Annotated in this window: 10 protein-coding genes and 3 rRNA genes; all 13 read right to left on the reverse strand. The window is 64.7% G+C overall.

Features of this window, described 5'->3' with window-relative positions; genetic code table 11:
• Position 1: 1 nt before the first annotated feature.
• Positions 2-1,189: a putative cytokinetic ring protein SteA gene (gene steA, locus BCM27_RS14325; RefSeq protein ID WP_033204963.1), complete on the reverse strand. Its 1,188-nt coding sequence runs from the start codon at positions 1,187-1,189 to the stop codon at positions 2-4.
• 103 nt (positions 1,190-1,292) lie between these two features.
• Entirely contained in the window at positions 1,293-3,047 is a 1,755-nt protein-coding gene (gene recN, locus BCM27_RS14330) for a DNA repair protein RecN (protein WP_004022220.1), read from the reverse strand.
• A 2-nt stretch (positions 3,048-3,049) separates the two neighbouring features.
• On the reverse strand, positions 3,050-4,072 hold the full coding sequence (locus BCM27_RS14335) for an NAD kinase (protein ID WP_004022221.1): 1,023 nt from the start codon (positions 4,070-4,072) through the stop codon (positions 3,050-3,052).
• Positions 4,073-4,148: 76 nt separating this feature from the next.
• Positions 4,149-5,036, reverse strand: a complete 888-nt coding sequence (locus BCM27_RS14340) for a TlyA family RNA methyltransferase (protein ID WP_004022222.1) — start codon at positions 5,034-5,036, stop codon at positions 4,149-4,151.
• Positions 5,037-5,079: 43 nt separating this feature from the next.
• Positions 5,080-5,370: a hypothetical protein gene (locus tag BCM27_RS14345; protein WP_004022223.1), complete on the reverse strand. Its 291-nt coding sequence runs from the start codon at positions 5,368-5,370 to the stop codon at positions 5,080-5,082.
• 11 nt (positions 5,371-5,381) lie between these two features.
• Entirely contained in the window at positions 5,382-7,412 is a 2,031-nt protein-coding gene (locus BCM27_RS14350; protein WP_239450602.1) for an HAD-IIA family hydrolase, read from the reverse strand.
• A gap of 38 nt (positions 7,413-7,450) precedes the next feature.
• Complete coding sequence (locus tag BCM27_RS26090; protein ID WP_231896064.1) at positions 7,451-7,606, reverse strand: hypothetical protein; 156 nt, start codon at positions 7,604-7,606, stop codon at positions 7,451-7,453.
• A 136-nt stretch (positions 7,607-7,742) separates the two neighbouring features.
• A 5S ribosomal RNA gene (rrf, locus tag BCM27_RS14355) occupies positions 7,743-7,859 on the reverse strand.
• A gap of 113 nt (positions 7,860-7,972) precedes the next feature.
• Positions 7,973-11,107, reverse strand: a 23S ribosomal RNA gene (locus tag BCM27_RS14360).
• 429 nt (positions 11,108-11,536) lie between these two features.
• Positions 11,537-13,059 (reverse strand): 16S ribosomal RNA (locus BCM27_RS14365).
• Together the 16S, 23S and 5S rRNA genes form the textbook arrangement of a ribosomal RNA operon.
• A gap of 450 nt (positions 13,060-13,509) precedes the next feature.
• On the reverse strand, positions 13,510-14,826 hold the full coding sequence (tyrS, locus tag BCM27_RS14370) for a tyrosine--tRNA ligase (RefSeq protein WP_004018771.1): 1,317 nt from the start codon (positions 14,824-14,826) through the stop codon (positions 13,510-13,512).
• An 87-nt stretch (positions 14,827-14,913) separates the two neighbouring features.
• Positions 14,914-15,129 (reverse strand): Trm112 family protein, encoded by a 216-nt coding sequence (locus tag BCM27_RS14375; RefSeq protein WP_033206417.1) that lies wholly within the window; start codon positions 15,127-15,129, stop codon positions 14,914-14,916.
• Positions 15,130-15,134: 5 nt separating this feature from the next.
• Positions 15,135-18,131: an AMP-binding protein gene (locus tag BCM27_RS14380; protein ID WP_004018769.1), complete on the reverse strand. Its 2,997-nt coding sequence runs from the start codon at positions 18,129-18,131 to the stop codon at positions 15,135-15,137.
• Between the last annotated feature and the right edge of the window lie 41 nt (positions 18,132-18,172).

An 18,172-nucleotide genomic window follows, 5' to 3' on the forward strand; every position in this document is an offset into this window, starting at 1 on the left:
GCTACCTGTTCCAAACCTCTCGTGCCCAGTCGAGCAGCGCATTCCACTGCACGACGATCCAATCGGTGATGTCGGTGCCCGCGTTCGACAACATCACGGCTGCGATCACGGCCACCAGCGCCGCGAGGACGACACAGGCGATGGCAGCACCCGACACCCGGCTGCGGTACAGCGTGGCGACGGCTTTCGCGTCGACCAGCTTCTGACCGACCTTGAGTCGCGTCAGGAACATCGACGGGTTGCTCTCCCGACGCGACCGGTCGAAGAAGTCGTCGAGCGACCCGGGATAGCCGACGGTGACGATCAGGTCGGCACCGTGGTAGTCGGTGAGCAACAGCGCCAGGTCTCCGGCCGAGCCGGCGGCCGGGAACGTCGTGGCGCCGATGCCGAGGTCCTGGATGCGTTCGAGCCCGGTCGCGTGACCGTCGGTGTCGGCCGGAAGCACCAGCTGCGCACCGGATTTCAGCGTCGCCGTCTTCATGGTCTCGGGATCGCCGACGACGATCGAGGGCTTGTACCCGGCCTTCATCAGGGTGTCCGCACCGGCCCCGACACCCACCATGACGGGCTGGTACTCCTTGATGAACGGCTTGAGGGAGCGGAGATCGGCGGCGCGGTCGGCGCCTTCGCCGACGATGACGACATGGCGGCCCGCGACGTCGACGTCGATCTCCGGCACCCCGACCCCGTCGATCAGCAACGGCGATTCGCTGCGAATGAACTCGATCGTGTTGCCGGAGAACGCCTCGAGGTGGTCGACGAGACCGGCCTTGGCGCCGATCATGATGTCGGCGATGTCGCGCTCGTCGAGTTCGGTGCCGAGAGCCAGCCGCCGCTCGCCGACGTACAGCCGGTCGTTGTGGACCCGTACCTTGGCGCCGTCCTTGACCCGCTTGAAGATCTCCGGACCCACGTCGTCGAGCAGCGCGATGCCGGATGCCACCAGGACCTCGGGCCCGAGATTGGGGTACCGGCCGGTGATCGACCGCGAGGCGTTGACCACGGCCACCACGTTGGCCTCGACGAGGGCGTCGGCGGTCACGCGGTCGAGGTCGACCTCGTCGAGGATGGCGATGTCGCCCGGCCCGACGCGGTTGAGAAGCCGTTTCGTGTTCTTGTCGATTCTGGCGATACCGGTCACGCCAGGCAGTTCTTCGGTGGTACGCGCGAGCAGTGCAGGCATCTTCATGACGGCCATGATCGGCCGAAGGCATGCCTCAGCCGGGGAGGCGCGCCGTAACAGGAGCAACTTTTGTCACACACGCACCATGTGTTTCACCGCCCGTCGCCGGTCAATCGGCGGCGCGCTCCGCCTCTGCGGTCGCCAGCAGTTCCTCCGCGTGGGCGCGCCCGGTGTCGGACTCCCCCAGGCCCGCGAGCATGCGGGCCAACTCCGCGACCCGCTCGTCCCGATCGAGCGTGCGCACACTGCTGGTGACCAGTGCCCCCTTCTTGCTCTTGCCGATGACGAGGTGGTTGTCGGCGAAGGCCGCCACCTGGGGAAGGTGGGTCACCACGATGACCTGGTGGGCCCGGGCCAGCCTCGACAACCGCTTACCGATCTCGACCGCCGCGCGGCCGCCGACGCCCGCGTCGACCTCGTCGAAGACCATCACCGAACCCGACGTCGGTGCGGCGAGCACGACTTCGAGCGCGAGCATGACCCGCGAGAGTTCGCCGCCCGACGCCGACTTCGCGATGGGCAACGGGGTGGCGCCGGGATGGGCGACAAGCGCGAACTCGACCTTGTCCGCGCCGTCGGCGCCGGCGTGCACCGAGGTGCCGCCGACCGTGACGGCCAACCGATCATCGGGCGACGCCGGGTCCGGGTTGACCGCGACCGCCAACGCCGAGTCCCCCATCGCCAGCCCCTTGAGCTCACGGGACACCTTGTCGGACATCGACTTCGCGGCCTTCGCGCGCAGCGTGTGGAGTTTCTCCGCCGCGGTCTGCACCCGGTCGCGCGCAGCCGCCGCGGCGACCTCGAGTTCCTCGATCGAGGCACGGGGGTCCTCGATCTCGGCGAGCCGGGCCTCGGCCGTGCGGCGCCAGTCGATCACCCCGTCGACGTCGGGTGCGTACTTGCGGACCAGGGTCTTCAGCTCGGCCTGACGCGCGAGCAACTTGTCGAGCTCCTCGGCGTCGGCCGGCAGGCTCGAGGTGAATGCGGTCAGTTCGGCACCGACATCGGTGATGACGGTGAGCGCTTCGGCCACGCGCGGCACGAGGTCGCGCAGGGTGTCGTCCGCCGCGGTCTCGAGAAGGGTCCGCACCGTTCCGAGACCCTCGATGACCGACGATCCCGAATCGCCGGCGACGAGGTGGTGGGCTTGATCTGCGGCGCCGCGAATGGACTCCAGATCGGAGAGCCGACGGATGGTCGCGGTCAGCTCCTCGTCCTCGCCGGGCACCGGATCGACGGCGGCGATCTCGTCGATGCCGAACCGCAGCCGATCGGCCTCCTGCGCGAGCTCGCGGTGATTCGCGCGCCGGACATCGAGCTCGTCGAGCAACTCCACCCAGGCCGATCGGGCCTTGCGGTACGAATCGAGCGCCGCGACGGCCTTGGACCCGGCGAAGGTGTCGAGCGCGGCCCGCTGATGTTCGGGGCGGAGGAGACGCAACTGATCGTTCTGGCCGTGGATGGCCAGGACCGCGGTGGTGAGCTGACCCATCACGCCGACCGGCACCGATCGACCGCCCAGATGTGCACGAGAGCGTCCATCGGCGCTGACCGATCGGACCGCGATGACGGTGTCGTCGTCGTCGAGTTCGGCCCCGGTCGAGTCGAGGATCTCGGCAACGACCGGGTCCCGCTGCGTGGCGCCGTTGTCCGCGAGTCGAAACCGGCCCTCGACGATCGCCTTGGCCGCGCCGGTCCGGACCCGCGAAGCGTCGGCACGGGCACCCGAGAGCAGGTGCAGGCTGGTGACGATCATCGTCTTACCCGCACCGGTCTCGCCGGTCAGCACCGTGAATCCGGGATGGAAGCGCGCCTGCGCCTCCTCGATGACACCCAGACCGGTGATCGAGATCTCTTCGAGCACGCCTATGCCTGCCTCCCTCGCCATCCCGTGACCGGGAGGGCGAATTTGGTGACGAGTCGGTCGGCGAAGGGATCGGAGTCGATGCGGATCCAGCGCACCGACCGTTCGCTGCGTACGACCTCGACACGTGCGCCGGCGGGCACGTCGAGCGCGCGCCGGCCGTCGCACAGCGCCAGCGCCGACCGTCCGTTCTTGTCCACCTCCACCGCGATCCGCGATCGCGGACTGGTCACCATCGGCCGCGCGAACAGTGCATGGGCGTTGTTCGGTACGACCAGGATGGCCTCCAGATCGGGCCACATCACCGGCCCGCCCGCCGAGAAGGCGTACGCCGTCGACCCGGTCGGCGTCGACACCAGCACGCCGTCGGCGCCGAAGGCCGAGACCGGGCGGCCGTCGACCTCGGTCACGAGCTCCAGGACGCCGTTGTTGCTCGTGTTCAGTACCGCGACCTCGTTGAGGGCCCAGCTGCACGCGGTCGGCGGATCCGGGTCGGTCGGATCGACGATGGCGATGTCGAGGGTCATCCGCGGTTCGATCCGGTAGTCCCGGGCGATCAGCTGGTTCATGACCTCGTCGACGCGGTGCGCCTCGGCCTCCGCGAGAAAGCCGATGTGCCCGAGGTTGATACCGAGAACCGGGACCTCGGCCGGGTAGGCGAGCTCCGCGGCCCGCAGGAAGGTGCCGTCACCTCCCAGGACGATGACGAGCTCGCAGCCCTCGGCCGAGGCGGACTCGGCCGTGGTGACCTCGACGACGGCGCCCAGCGATCGCAGGTACTCGGGATCGACCGGGACGTTCGGGGGTCGAGGCGAGTCGCCCTCGTTGTTCCGGTACAGCACGTCGTGATCGGGGGCGTCGCGGTCGAGCGTGTCGTGATCGACCACGCGGAGCGCGACGTCGGCGGCCGCACAGCGTCGGGCGATCGCCTCGATGGTCTCGATGACGTTCTCGCGTCCCGTATGGGCGACCACCAAGAACTCGCGGGCACCGGGGTCGTGGTCCGGCACCGAATCGTCGGTCACTGGTGGTTCCCTCCATCGAAGTGCGGCCTGGAAAGAGTGCGGTGTCGGAGAGCGGCGACGCCACCGACCCGAGCGGTCAGCGCGGACCCGCGGCGACCGCTTGTTCGATCATGGCTCGGAGTTCGTCCGGGGACCCGGTGGTGCGATCCGCGTCGGTCGAGTCCGACCGGTCGACCCTATCGCCCTGCCCCGACTCCCCGCCTGTCCGGTGGGCCCGCTCCTTGTGCAGCCAGAGGAAGAACTCCACGTTCCCCGACGGCCCGGGCAGCGGGCTCGCGACCACGCCCCGGGTCCGTAGACCGTGGGAGGCGGCTTCGGTCGCGACCGCCAGGACCGCGTCGGCGCGCAGTTCCGGGTCGCGGACCACGCCGCCCGAACCCACCCGGTCCTTGCCGACCTCGAACTGCGGCTTGACCATCGGCAGCAGGTCGGCGCCCGGTGCGCAGCACCGGGCCAGTGCGGGGAGCACCAGCCCCAGCGAGATGAACGACAGATCCGCGACCACCAGGTCGACTTGGCCGCCGATGGCGTCGGGCTCGAGGTGTCGGACGTTGGTCCGGTCGTGGACCACGACGCGCTCGTCGTTCTGCAACCGCCAGATCAGCTGTCCGTAACCGACATCCGCGGCGACCACCTCACGGGCGCCGCGCCGGAGCAGGACATCCGTGAAGCCGCCGGTGGACGCGCCGGCGTCGAGGCAGCGACGCCCCTCGACCGTGAGACCCTCCGGCTCGAAGGCCTCGAGGGCACCGAGAAGTTTGTGCGCTCCCCGCGAGGCCCAATCGTCGCGTGGACCCTCGTCGACGACGATGGGGGTGTCGCGGGTGACGCCGGTGGCCGCCTTCGAGGCGACCGTCCCGTTCACCCGGACCGAACCGGCATCGACGAGTTCGCGCGCCTGCTCGCGCGAGCGAGCTAGGCCCCGACGGACGAGTTCGGCATCGAGCCGTGCTCTGGTGGCCATGGTCAGGACCGCGTCGCAGGCGACGCCTGGCTTCCGGGCGGGGTCATCGGCGGTCGACGGCGTCGAGGGCTGCGGTCAGCGAGTCATGGGCCTGTTCGAGAAGCCCGGCCTGACGTTCGAGCGCAGCAAGCGAGAACGTGTCGCCCACCGACTCACGAATTTCGTCGACCTGCGCGAGGATCTCGGACACCTCGGCGTCCACGTCAGGCAACTCGCCCACCCCATCAGCCGTGCCGAACCCGTCGGCGACCGGATCGAACTGCCGACGTGGCATCCCACCCGGGGTGGGCCGGGACGGACCTTGGTCAGCCGGAGAGGCGCTCGGGTGATTCATCGTGCACCACGCTAGCCGACGAGTGTGACACCGAGAGATTTGAGCTTGGTCCTCGCCTCACCCTCCGCGACCACCCGCAACTCGTCCGGATCCGCCGAACCGGCATCGACGGCGGACCAGGTCGCCGCGGCGAGAGCGGGCACCAGACCGGCCTCCGACCCGGAGCCTCCGACCCGGATGGTCGAACCGTCGATCTCGATCTCCCATCCGGGCTGGACGGACACCCGCACGGCGTCGATGTCGACGAACAGCCCGGCGAGATCCTCGAGAACGTAGGTGGGCCGCTGCTCGGGCGGAGCAGCCAGCAGATCGTCGACGGTGCTCACACCGGTGAGGACCAGCGCGCTCTCGATACCGACGGCGTGCCCACCCTCGATGTCGGTGTCGAGCCGGTCCCCGACGACCAGCGGTGCGCTCGCACGGGCACGCGCGATCGCGTCGGCCATCAACGGGGCGGCCGGCTTGCCCGCCACCATCGGCTCTTTGCCCGTCGCGTTGCGCAGGGCGGCGACCATCGAGCCGTTCCCCACCAGCAGACCACGCTCGGACGGCAGGGTGGCGTCGACGTTCGTCGCGATCCACAGCGCGCCGGCCCGGATCGCGAGGGCGGCCTCCGACAGCTGCGCCCACCCGGTGTCCGGCGAATGCCCCTGGATCACCGCGGCGGGCCGATCATCGGCACTCCGCGTGACACCGACGCCGACCTCTCGGACCTCCTGCGCCAGACCGTCGGTACCGATCACCAGGGCGCGCGAGCCCGGCTCGAGATGTTCCGACAGCAGTCGGGCGCCCGACTGCGCGCTCGTCACGACAAGGTCGTCGGTCGCCTCGAACCCGAGTTCGCGCAGATGAGCGGCCACCTCGGACGGGCGTCGGCTCGCGTTGTTGGTCACGAAGAAGCGCGGTATCGCCAGGCGCGCGAGTGCATCGAGGGCATTCGGCAACGCACGGTGCCCGGCGAACACGGTGCCGTCCAGATCGAGGAGAAGTGCATCGTGACGATCGACGAGCGCGACGACACCGCCGTTGTCCTCCGCAACGGACGCGTCCGAGGTCGATGGTGCGTCGGCGTCTTCCACTGTGGTCAGCGGATTCGGCACGCCTGCCACGATCGTCGACTCGGCGACCACCTCGTCGGTGGACACGGCTTCCGCTTCCGCATCGACCACAGAGGTGGCGTCCTCCTCGTCCTCGTCCACGTGCACTGAGCTCTCGGGCGGAGTCGAGGTCTGCGACAGATCGGCGGCAACGGTGTCGATCTCGCGAGGGAGCGTCTCGGCTTCCGGAATGCTCGTCGCCGCGTCGACAGATGACTCACCGGCCGACACGGGCGCCGCGACGTCCGAAGTGGGTGCCGCATCCGGTTCGACGCCGGAGACGGAGACAGGCCGGGCGTCGATGTCGGCAGCGACGCCGTTCATCGACACGCTCTCGCCCGGCGCATCGTCGTTGGCCAGCTCGGTGAGACGGAACTCGGCGTCGGTCACGTCGTCGACGTCGGCAGCAGCAGCATTCATGAACCAGGTGATCGCGTCGTCCCGGCGGCCGGCCGCCTCGAGTGCCGACGCATACGCATAGAAGAGCCGAGCCGGGCCCGTACCGAGCTGCCCCGGTGTGAGATTCTCGGCCTGGAGCGTGACGACAGCCTTCTCGGGTTCGCCCAGATCCATTCGGGCGCCCGCTTCGACGATCCGCATCTCCGTGGCGTCTTCGCCGGTCAGCGAGCGTCCCTCGTCACCACGGGCGATCTCGACCGCCCGCTCTGGCCGCCCGAGACCGCGCTCGCAATCCGCGATGAGCGGAAGCAGAGCAGGGTTGCCGGTGATGCGCTTGGCCGCTCGCAGCTCGGTCGCCGACTCCTGCCACTCCCCTGCGTTGTACGCCGCGATGCCAACGGTCTCGCGGACGACGCCGACTCGAGATGCGCGGGCGCGAGCTGCGCGTGCGTGCTCCAGCGCCTGCGCGGGATCCTCGAGCAGAATGCGCGACACCATCACCAGGTGCCGCGCGACGATCTCCGCGTTGGCCTTGTCGAGTGTCAACAGATCACGCCGCACCTCGGGATCGAGGTCGGATGCTGCTACGTCATCGGGCAGCGGAGGTCCGGGCTGCCGGCTGCCACGATCAGACCCCCGGTCACGCCCCGGACGATCGGGACGGCCGCCTCGGCCGCCGTCGCGTTGTCCGCGGGTGTCCCGCTGACCGCGCCCTTCGCGACGCGGACGATCACGATCATTCATAGCTGCCAATCTATGCTCTCGAACCTTGCTGGGAAGAGCCGACCGCCGATGACACCGGCGCGGCTGACACACGAGAAAGACCCCGTATCCGACGAAAGAATTTCATCGAATACGGGGCCTTTCTGAAATTGTGTTCGGCGGTGTCCTACTCTCCCACACTGATTAGGGTGCAGTACCATTGGCGCTGGAGGGCTTAGCTTCCGGGTTCGGAATGGGGCCGGGCGTTTCCCCTCCGCTATAGCCGCCGTAACTTTGTGAAACACTTTCCACACAACAGTGTTTGTTTGTTGTGTGTTGTTTCAGAAGTACATAGTGGATGCGAACACCACCACAGTCACTTGTGTGGTGATGTTGTGGGTGTTGTTGGTAAGTCCTCGGCCGATTAGTACCAGTCACCTGAACACATTGCTGTGCGTACAGTTCTGGCCTATCAACCCCATGGTCTGTAGGGGGCCTTAACCCCGCAAAGGGGGTGAGAAACCTCATCTTGGAACAGGCTTCCCGCTTAGATGCTTTCAGCGGTTATCCCTTCCGAACGTAGCTAACCAGCAGTGCCCCTGGCGGGACAACTGGCACACCAGAGGTTCGTCCGTCCCGGTCCTCTCGTACTAGGGACAGGTTTCCTCAAGTTTCTTACGCGCGCGGCGGATAGAGACCGAACTGTCTCACGACGTTCTAAACCCAGCTCGCGTGCCGCTTTAATGGGCGAACAGCCCAACCCTTGGGACCTACTCCAGCCCCAGGATGCGACGAGCCGACATCGAGGTGCCAAACCATCCCGTCGATATGGACTCTTGGGGAAGATCAGCCTGTTATCCCCGGGGTACCTTTTATCCGTTGAGCGACACCGCTTCCACTTGCCGGTGCCGGATCACTAGTCCCGACTTTCGTCCCTGCTCGACATGTACGTCTCACAGTCAAGCTCCCTTGTGCACTTACACTCAACACCTGATTGCCAACCAGGCTGAGGGAACCTTTGGGCGCCTCCGTTACCTTTTAGGAGGCAACCGCCCCAGTTAAACTACCCACCAGGCACTGTCCCTGAACCCGATCAGGGTCCGAGGTTAGAAGTCCAATACGATCAGAGTGGTATTTCAACAACGACTCCATGAACACTGGCGTGCCCACTTCACAGTCTCCCACCTATCCTACACAAACCGAACCGAACACCAATACCAAGCTATAGTGAAGGTCCCGGGGTCTTTTCGTCCTGCCGCGCGTAACGAGCATCTTTACTCGTACTGCAATTTCGCCGAGTCTGTGGTTGAGACAGCAGAGAAGTCGTTACGCCATTCGTGCAGGTCGGAACTTACCCGACAAGGAATTTCGCTACCTTAGGATGGTTATAGTTACCACCGCCGTTTACTGGGGCTTAAATTCTCAGCTTCGCCACCGAAATGACTAACCGGTCCTCTTAACCTTCCAGCACCGGGCAGGCGTCAGTCCGTATACATCGTCTTACGACTTCGCACGGACCTGTGTTTTTAGTAAACAGTCGCTTCTCTCTGGTCTCTGCGACCCACACCAGCTCAAGCAGTAAATGCCGTCACCAGGATGGGTCCCCCTTCTCCCGAAGTTACGGGGGCATTTTGCCGAGTTCCTTAACCACAGTTCTCTCGATCGCCTTAGTATTCTCTACCTGACCACCTGTGTTGGTTTGGGGTACGGGCCGTGTACCAACTCACTAGAGGCTTTTCTCGGCAGCATAGGATCATGGAATTCACCTCAACGGCTACGCATCACCTCTCAGGCTGCATGAGTGACGGATTTGCCTATCACTCGCCCTACAGGCTTACACCAGTACAACCACTGACTGGCCCCACTACCTTCCTGCGTCACCCCATCGCTTGCCTACTACCAGCCAAGGTCCCATGCATCACCCCAACTCGGCACCCGAAGGTGCTCCCGGGGGATCAGGATGGTTAGTACAACTGATTCAGCATGGGCGCGGATACACGGGTACGGGAATATCAACCCGTTGTCCATCGACTACGCCTGTCGGCCTCGCCTTAGGTCCCGACTCACCCTGGGCGGATTAGCCTGGCCCAGGAACCCTTGGTCATTCGGCGGCAGAGTTTCTCACTCTGCTTTCGCTACTCATGCCTGCATTCTCACTCCCACACCCTCCACACCTGGATCACTCCGGCGCTTCCACGGATGCAGGACGCTCCCCTACCCACCCACACACCTGGCCGACCCTCCATAGAAGATCGACGGGCTATATGTGAGTGCCGCGGCTTCGGCGGTGTACTTGAGCCCCGCTACATTGTCGGCGCAGGATCACTTGACCAGTGAGCTATTACGCACTCTTTCAAGGGTGGCTGCTTCTAAGCCAACCTCCTGGTTGTCTTCGCGACCCCACATCCTTTTCCACTTAGTACACGCTTAGGGGCCTTAGCCGGCGATCTGGGCTGTTTCCCTCTCGACTACGAACCTTATCGCCCGCAGTCTCACTGCCACACTCTCACTTACCGGCATTCGGAGTTTGGCTGACGTCAGTAACCCTGTGGGGCCCATCGGCCATCCAGTAGCTCTACCTCCAGTAAGAAACATGTGACGCTGCACCTAAATGCATTTCGGGGAGAACCAGCTATCACGGAGTTTGATTGGCCTTTCACCCCTACCCACAACTCATCCCCTCCATTTTCAACTGAAGTGGGTTCGGGCCTCCACGACGTCTTACCGACGCTTCACCCTGGCCATGGGTAGATCACTCCGCTTCGGGTCTAGACCCGGCGACTCAAACGCCCTATTCAGACTCGCTTTCGCTACGGCTACCCCACACGGGTTAACCTCGCCACCGAGCACTAACTCGCAGGCTCATTCTTCAAAAGGCACGCCATCACCCGCCACAGTAAACTGTGCACAGGCTTTGACGGATTGTAAGCGTCCGGTTTCAGGTACTATTTCACTCCCCTCCCGGGGTACTTTTCACCTTTCCCTCACGGTACTTGTCCGCTATCGGTCACCAGGAAGTATTCAGGCTTACCGGGTGGTCCCGGCAGATTCACAGCAGATTCCACGAGCCCGCTGCTACTTGGGGACACCGTCACGCAAGACCATGTGTTTTCAGCTACCGGACTCTCACCGACTACGGCAGACCATTCCAGGCCACTTCACCTAACACATGATTTTCTCACTCACGCTTCCACAGGCAGATGGAAGAAGACGAACCCCACAACCCCACACGCACAACCCCTACCCGGTATCACATGCGCATGGTTTAGCCTCCTCCGCTTTCGCTCGCCACTACTCACGGAATCACAATTGTTTTCTCTTCCTATGGGTACTGAGATGTTTCACTTCCCCACGTTCCCCCCACACAGCCTATACATTCAGCTGGTGGTAACACGACATCACTCGTGCTGGGTTTCCCCATTCGGACACCCTCGGATCACAGCTCGTTTGACAACTCCCCGAGGACTATCGCGGCCTACCACGTCCTTCATCGGCTCCTGGTACCAAGGCATCCACCGAACGCCCTTACACACTTACAACAACACCTACAAACAACCCCCACACCACAACCCCACAACAGGGCCGCACCGCGAGGACCGAATGTAGACATCACACACTACAAATTCTGCTAAATCACAGACCAACAAAAAGTTGATTTGAAATAAAGATGCTCGCATCCACTATGCACTTCTCAAACAACACACACCGATCACCCCTTCGCCGCTCCACACCCCATCACAGGGTGGCTCAGCACGACGTCACAATGATCAGCTCAGAGAAAACGTGTGTTCTCTCAGAACCCCGATAGTGTGTTGGGAGCAGCAAGCCGGTCGCCCGGAAAGCTCGCCACCAGCGCCTGCCCATATGAGGCCGGCACCTTGTGTGGCGTGTTTGATGTTTCACCCTCGAACACACACGCGCCGCAGAACAAACGCCTGCTGAAACACGTGTTGTTGTGTGCTCCTTAGAAAGGAGGTGATCCAGCCGCACCTTCCGGTACGGCTACCTTGTTACGACTTCGTCCCAATCGCCGATCCCACCTTCGACAGCTCCCTCCCACAAGGGGTTAGGCCACCGGCTTCGGGTGTTACCGACTTTCATGACGTGACGGGCGGTGTGTACAAGGCCCGGGAACGTATTCACCGCAGCGTTGCTGATCTGCGATTACTAGCGACTCCGACTTCATGGGGTCGAGTTGCAGACCCCAATCCGAACTGAGACTGGCTTTAAGGGATTCGCTCCACCTCACGGTATCGCAGCCCTCTGTACCAGCCATTGTAGCATGTGTGAAGCCCTGGACATAAGGGGCATGATGACTTGACGTCATCCCCACCTTCCTCCGAGTTGACCCCGGCAGTCTCCTGCAAGTCCCCGGCATAACCCGCTGGCAATACAGGACAAGGGTTGCGCTCGTTGCGGGACTTAACCCAACATCTCACGACACGAGCTGACGACAGCCATGCACCACCTGTACACCAACCACAAGGGAACGACTATCTCTAGCCGCGTCTGGTGTATGTCAAACCCAGGTAAGGTTCTTCGCGTTGCATCGAATTAATCCACATGCTCCGCCGCTTGTGCGGGCCCCCGTCAATTCCTTTGAGTTTTAGCCTTGCGGCCGTACTCCCCAGGCGGGGTACTTAATGCGTTAGCTACGGCACGGATCCCGTGAAAAGGAACCCACACCTAGTACCCACCGTTTACGGCGTGGACTACCAGGGTATCTAATCCTGTTCGCTACCCACGCTTTCGCTCCTCAGCGTCAGTTACTACCCAGAGACCCGCCTTCGCCACCGGTGTTCCTCCTGATATCTGCGCATTTCACCGCTACACCAGGAATTCCAGTCTCCCCTGTAGTACTCAAGTCTGCCCGTATCGCCTGCACGCCTGCAATTGAGTTGCAGAATTTCACAGACGACGCGACAAACCGCCTACGAGCTCTTTACGCCCAGTAATTCCGGACAACGCTCGCACCCTACGTATTACCGCGGCTGCTGGCACGTAGTTGGCCGGTGCTTCTTCTCCAGGTACCGTCACTCACGCTTCGTCCCTGGTGAAAGAGGTTTACAACCCGAAGGCCGTCATCCCTCACGCGGCGTCGCTGCATCAGGCTTGCGCCCATTGTGCAATATTCCCCACTGCTGCCTCCCGTAGGAGTCTGGGCCGTGTCTCAGTCCCAGTGTGGCCGATCACCCTCTCAGGTCGGCTACCCGTCGTCGCCTTGGTAGGCCATTACCCCACCAACAAGCTGATAGGCCGCGGGCCCATCCCACACCGCAAAAGCTTTCCACCAACCACCATGCGACAGTTGGTCATATCCGGTATTAGACCCAGTTTCCCAGGCTTATCCCAGAGTGCAGGGCAGATCACCCACGTGTTACTCACCCGTTCGCCACTCGAGTACCCAGCAAGCTGGGCCTTTCCGTTCGACTTGCATGTGTTAAGCACGCCGCCAGCGTTCGTCCTGAGCCAGGATCAAACTCTCCATGAAAAAATGTAGAAACCAAACCGACCCGAAAGCCGACGTTTCAACACAAATGTTTCAACCAGGAAAGCAAAACCTGACCAAAATAATCCTCAAAAAAAAACTGGCATCAAAAAATAAACTCATCAGCGTCTCGCGACTTCGAGGTCGCGGACACATCATCTAAGCAAACCATCTGACACCAAATATATGGCATCAAACAATCCACCAACACACTATCGAGTTCTCAAAGAACACACACCCGCCAGACGTCTTCGATGTGAAGCCGGCTCCGACGAGCTTCCCAGAGCGTGACGAATACTCACGCTCTTGTTCTCGGGAGTGGCCCCGCACAGGCGGCCCGAGCGAATGGCTCGGGCACTTTTACTTCCCCGGGGCTTGCGGCTCCGGGGGAGTTGCTCTCTGCGGTGCGTCGATTAAGTTACACAGGCGCGAACAACGCGTCAAATCGCCTGGTCAGCGGCCTAGTTTGGCGCCGGCGAAACTCTTCTTGCCGCGACGGACCACCAACCACCGGCCATGGAGCAGGTCGGCATCGGCCGGCTGCCACTCCGGGTCGGAGATCTTGGTGTTGTTCACGTACGCGCCACCCTCCGACACGGCACGACGAGCGGCCTTGTTGCTCTCCGACAGCTTCGTGTCGACGAGCAGTTCGATGATGGTCGGCCGGCGATCGGGGTAGTCGGCGACCGAGGTCTCGCCGAGTGCGGCCGCGAGGGTCGCCTCGTCGAGTTCGTCGAGTTCCGCCCGGCCGAACAGTGCCTGGCTGGCCAACTCGACCGCGTCGGTGTTGGCCTTTCCGTGGATGAGGGTCGTCATCTCGGCGGCGAGGCGGCGCTGCGCCAGGCGCAGGTGCGGGGTCTCGACGGTCGCGCGCTCGAGTTCCTCGATCTCGTCCCGCCCGAGGAATGTGAACCACCGCAGGTAGCGGACGACATCGGCGTCTGCGGTGTTCACGAAGTACTGGTACCAGGAGTAGGGACTCGTCAGCTCCGGGTCGAGCCACAGACTGCCGCCGCCGGTGGACTTGCCGAACTTCTTGCCATCCGCGGACGTGACGAGGGGAACGGTCAACGCGTGCAGCGCCGAGCCGTCGAGGCGTCGGGCCAGGTCGACCCCGCCGACGATGTTCCCCCACTGATCGGAGCCACCGATCTGAAGCGTGCATCCGTACCGGCGATGGAGCTCGACGAAGTCGTTCGACTGCAGGAGCAGGTAGCTGAACTCGGCGTAGCTCATGCCGTCGGCGTCGAGACGACGCTTCACCGTGTCTCGGGCGAGCATCACGTTCACCGAGAAGTGCTTGCCCAGATCGCGCAGGAACTCGATCGCCGACAGCTGACCGGTCCAGTCGAGGTTGTTGACCACCACGGCACCTGTCGGGGAGTCGGCGATGTCGACGAACCGTCGGAGCTGCGCGTCGATGCCTCCGGCCCACTCGGCGACGGTGTCGGCCGAGTTCATCGTCCGCTCCCCCACGTCACGGGGGTCACCGATCAGACCGGTGGCTCCGCCGGCGAGGACGATCGGACGATGGCCGGCGAGCTGGAACCGCTTGAGGGTCAACAGCGGTACGAGGTGTCCGGCGTGCAGACTCGCCGCTGTCGGATCGAACCCCGCGTACAGGGTGACCGGCCCGTTCGAGAGGGCATCACCTAGGGCAGCCAGATCGGTGGACTGAGCGATCAGCCCGCGCCAGTGCAGCTCGTCGAGGATGTCGACGGTTGCGGGAACGGCGGTCGGCTCGGGGGTCTCGACGTTGTCAGCACTCACCCCTCGATCTTGTCATCCGACGAGATCGGGTCGCGGGTGAGGTGAGGCGCGCCGGAGCCCGGCACCCGGACCCGACCGACGATCGGACTACTTCGAGGAGACGATGCGCTCGTGCTCGGCGTCGTCGACCGCCCGCGCCTCGTCGACCAGCATCACCGGGATGCCGTCGGAGTCGATGCGGTACGCGACATGTAGCCGCGGGTTGTAGAGCTCGTCGCCGGCGTCGATCAGCGGACCGTGGTCCTGCGGGCAGGCCAGGCGTTCGCGCACGATCGGGTCGATGGCCTCAGCGCGTGTCGTCACCCCGATCACCCTAGGGCATCGCTCGTCCGGGAGCCGGTCCAGTCCAGCTTCTCCGCCACGGTCCGGGTGTACCTGCGGTAGCGGCCGTCATCGTCCCGGTACCAGACGCGCGCGCCGGGTTTCGGCAGTCCCTCCTCCACCAGGCCGGTGCTCAGCGGACGGAAGGACGCCGACTTCGGGATCTCCTCGACGACGTGGATCAGGTGAGGTCGGGCGTCGGCTCGGTACTCCCCCAGCGCGATCCGCAGTTGGCTGACCGTGAGCGAGTCCGGTTTGACTCCGGGCCGAAGGGTCATCGCGGCGACGACGACCTGGTGTCCGGGTTCGCCGACGCCGTACACGACGACCTGGTCGACACTCTTGAGCCGCGAGAGCGCGTGCGTGAGGGGCGGGATGAACACCGGCCCGTCGGCGGTTCGCAGCACGCGGTCGGTCGCCCCGAGGAAGTACAGGTCGCCGTCGGCGTCCCGGACGAACAGGTGTCCCGACACCTCCCACCGGTCCCGCGTCGTGAAGACGTCGCGAAGGACCGTCCCGTTGGTATCGAACTTGTGCTTCGCCTTGGCCAGGAGCAGACCGGGCTCCCCCGTCTCGGCACGCCGGACGAAGCCGGAGTCGTCGATGAGCAACCGGTCGCCGACGATGTCGTAGGCCGCGACCTCGACGGGATTGGTCTCCGGCAGCGGTCGGCCGACGGAGGAGAGTTTGTCCCCGGACACGTTCGCGAGGATCGCCGAACCGTCGGCGGTGGCGAAGAACTCGAGGATGCGCGCGCGAGGGAAGCTGGCGCACACGTCCTCCCACAGTCCCGCCGACATGCCGGAGCCCATGAACAACCGGATCGGGTTGTGCTGGTTGATGTGGAAGTCGGGGTCGCGCACGATGCCGCTGAGCATCGACCACGTGTAGGACACGACAGTGATCCCGTAGCGCTGCACCTCCACCGCGAAGTTCGCGGGATCGATGCCGTTGGACAGCGCGATGCGTGAGCGCCCGACGACCGTCGCGCCCAATGTCGTGAGCAGTCCCGACGCATGATGCAGCGGAGGCAGGCAGTACACGGTGTCGCGGTCGGTGAGCGCCGCCGCCGACGCCGCGCCGAAGGCCGACATCGCGAACCGGTGGTTGGTCACCGGCCAGGGGACGAGTTTGCCGTACGCACGGCTGAACAGGATGAATGCGAGATCTCCCGCGAGCCCGGGATCGGGTCGGTACCAGGTCGGCATGACGACCTCGTCGGGGTCGATGCGCTCCATGTCGACGATCGATGTCCCGTCGGCGCCGTCGATCGCACGGGAATCGCCACTCCCCCCGCCGAGCACCAGCACCCGGTCCGAGGCGGCGGTCGCGAGGTCGAGGTTGGTGGGATCGGTGACGATCACCGAACTGTCGGCGAGCCGCATCATCTCGCGGACGTCGGCATCCGCGGCGAGCAGCACCGCCACCGCCCCCAGGCGGGAGAGCGCGGCGATGACGACCAGGGCGCTGGGCCGGGTGTCCATCAGCACACCGATGTGCTGGCCCGGACGGATGCAGCAGTCGACGAGGCCGGCGACCACGTTGTCGATGCGTGCGTTCACCTGGGCGTGGGTGAGCACGCGGTTCTCGAAGAGGAACAGCTCGCTGTCGCCGCCGCGTTTGGTGTTCTCGGCCATCAGTTTCGAGAGGGAGATGCGCGTCCCGCTCTGGATCTGTCCGAGGCGGAACAGTCGTGGCACGGTCCGCACCGATTCCGACGCCACCGCCCGCGAGGTCCGTTGCAGGGAGTTGGCCAGACCGAGCAGTTCGCGCGACGCAGCGGTGCCGGCGTCGGCCACCGAGCCCACTCCGTGCGTGATGCGCGAGGACAGACTGACCCCGCCGCCGTGGCCCGGTTCGACGAGCGACATCTCGGTGATGAGCTCGGGGCGCGGACCGTTGTCGGAGAGCCAGTTCACCCAGTCGGAGGTCGTCGGCCAGGTGTGCTCGCCGGCCGCGCTGCCGACCACGAGTCCGAAATGTCCGACCGGGAGCGCGGATTCGTAGACCTCGGCGTCGGGCGCGGCCCTGACTATCCCGCGCACCGCCGCGGGTTGGCCGATGTCGTCGGCATCGCCGACGAACGCGAGGACCGGGCAGGTGATCTCGGCGAGCGAGACGAGGTCGCCGTTGATCACGAAGCCCCCGGACACCATCCGGTTGTGCGCCACGAACTGCCGCAGCAGCTCGGCGATCGCCGGGCCCGACCAGGCGACCCAGCCGTCGGCTTCGAGGAAGCGGCGCTGGTCCTCACGTGGCAGGAGTGCCTCGCGGTCGTGTAGTCGACGGAGGAAGTCGATCCGGCTGCGCACCGTCTTCACCGGGTCGAGTAGCTGAAAGCCGGTGCGCGCCATCCAATCCCGCACCCAGAGATTGCGTGAGAAAGCCTTGTCCGCCAGGAATTCGGCCGCCGGCGCCACCAGGCCGGCGGGCAGCCCCAGGGGCAGCGCGGCGAGCACGTCCACCGGGCTGCCAAAGGTGATCAGACTCGCGATCCCCTTGGATCGGCGATACGCCGCGGTCTGGTACGCGAACATGCCGCCCTGGGAGTAACCGGCCAGGTGGATGTCGCGCCCGGTGGCCTCGACGATCAGGTCGATCGCCCGGCTGATGGCGACCACGTGGTCGGCGAGGTTCCGTTCCATCCCCCCTTCTTCGGAGTCCGGCGATCCGAAATCGACGACCCACGGCGTGATGCCGTTGCGGTGCAGGATGGAAACCGCACCATTGTGTTCGGTCACGTCATAGACGTTGGCCGACACCATCATCGGCGGCACCAGAACGATGTTGGGGCCGGTCGACGGATCGTTCGGGAAATACCGGCGCAGCCGGAACATCTTGTGCGTCTCGACCACCGCGAACGGTGCCGGCTCGGTACCTGTCTCCAGTCCGCCGAACCGCAACACCTCGAGGCCGTTCTGCGCGGTGGCCAACACTCTGCCGACCACCCCCGCGATATCGGGGCCCCCGTCCCACACCGCCATCGTGTCGATCCTCCAGTCGTCGGTGTCCCGGTCTCACCCGC

It is taken from the genome of Gordonia terrae (genome assembly GCF_001698225.1).
In the GTDB taxonomy this organism is placed as follows: Bacteria; Actinomycetota; Actinomycetes; order Mycobacteriales; family Mycobacteriaceae; genus Gordonia; species Gordonia terrae.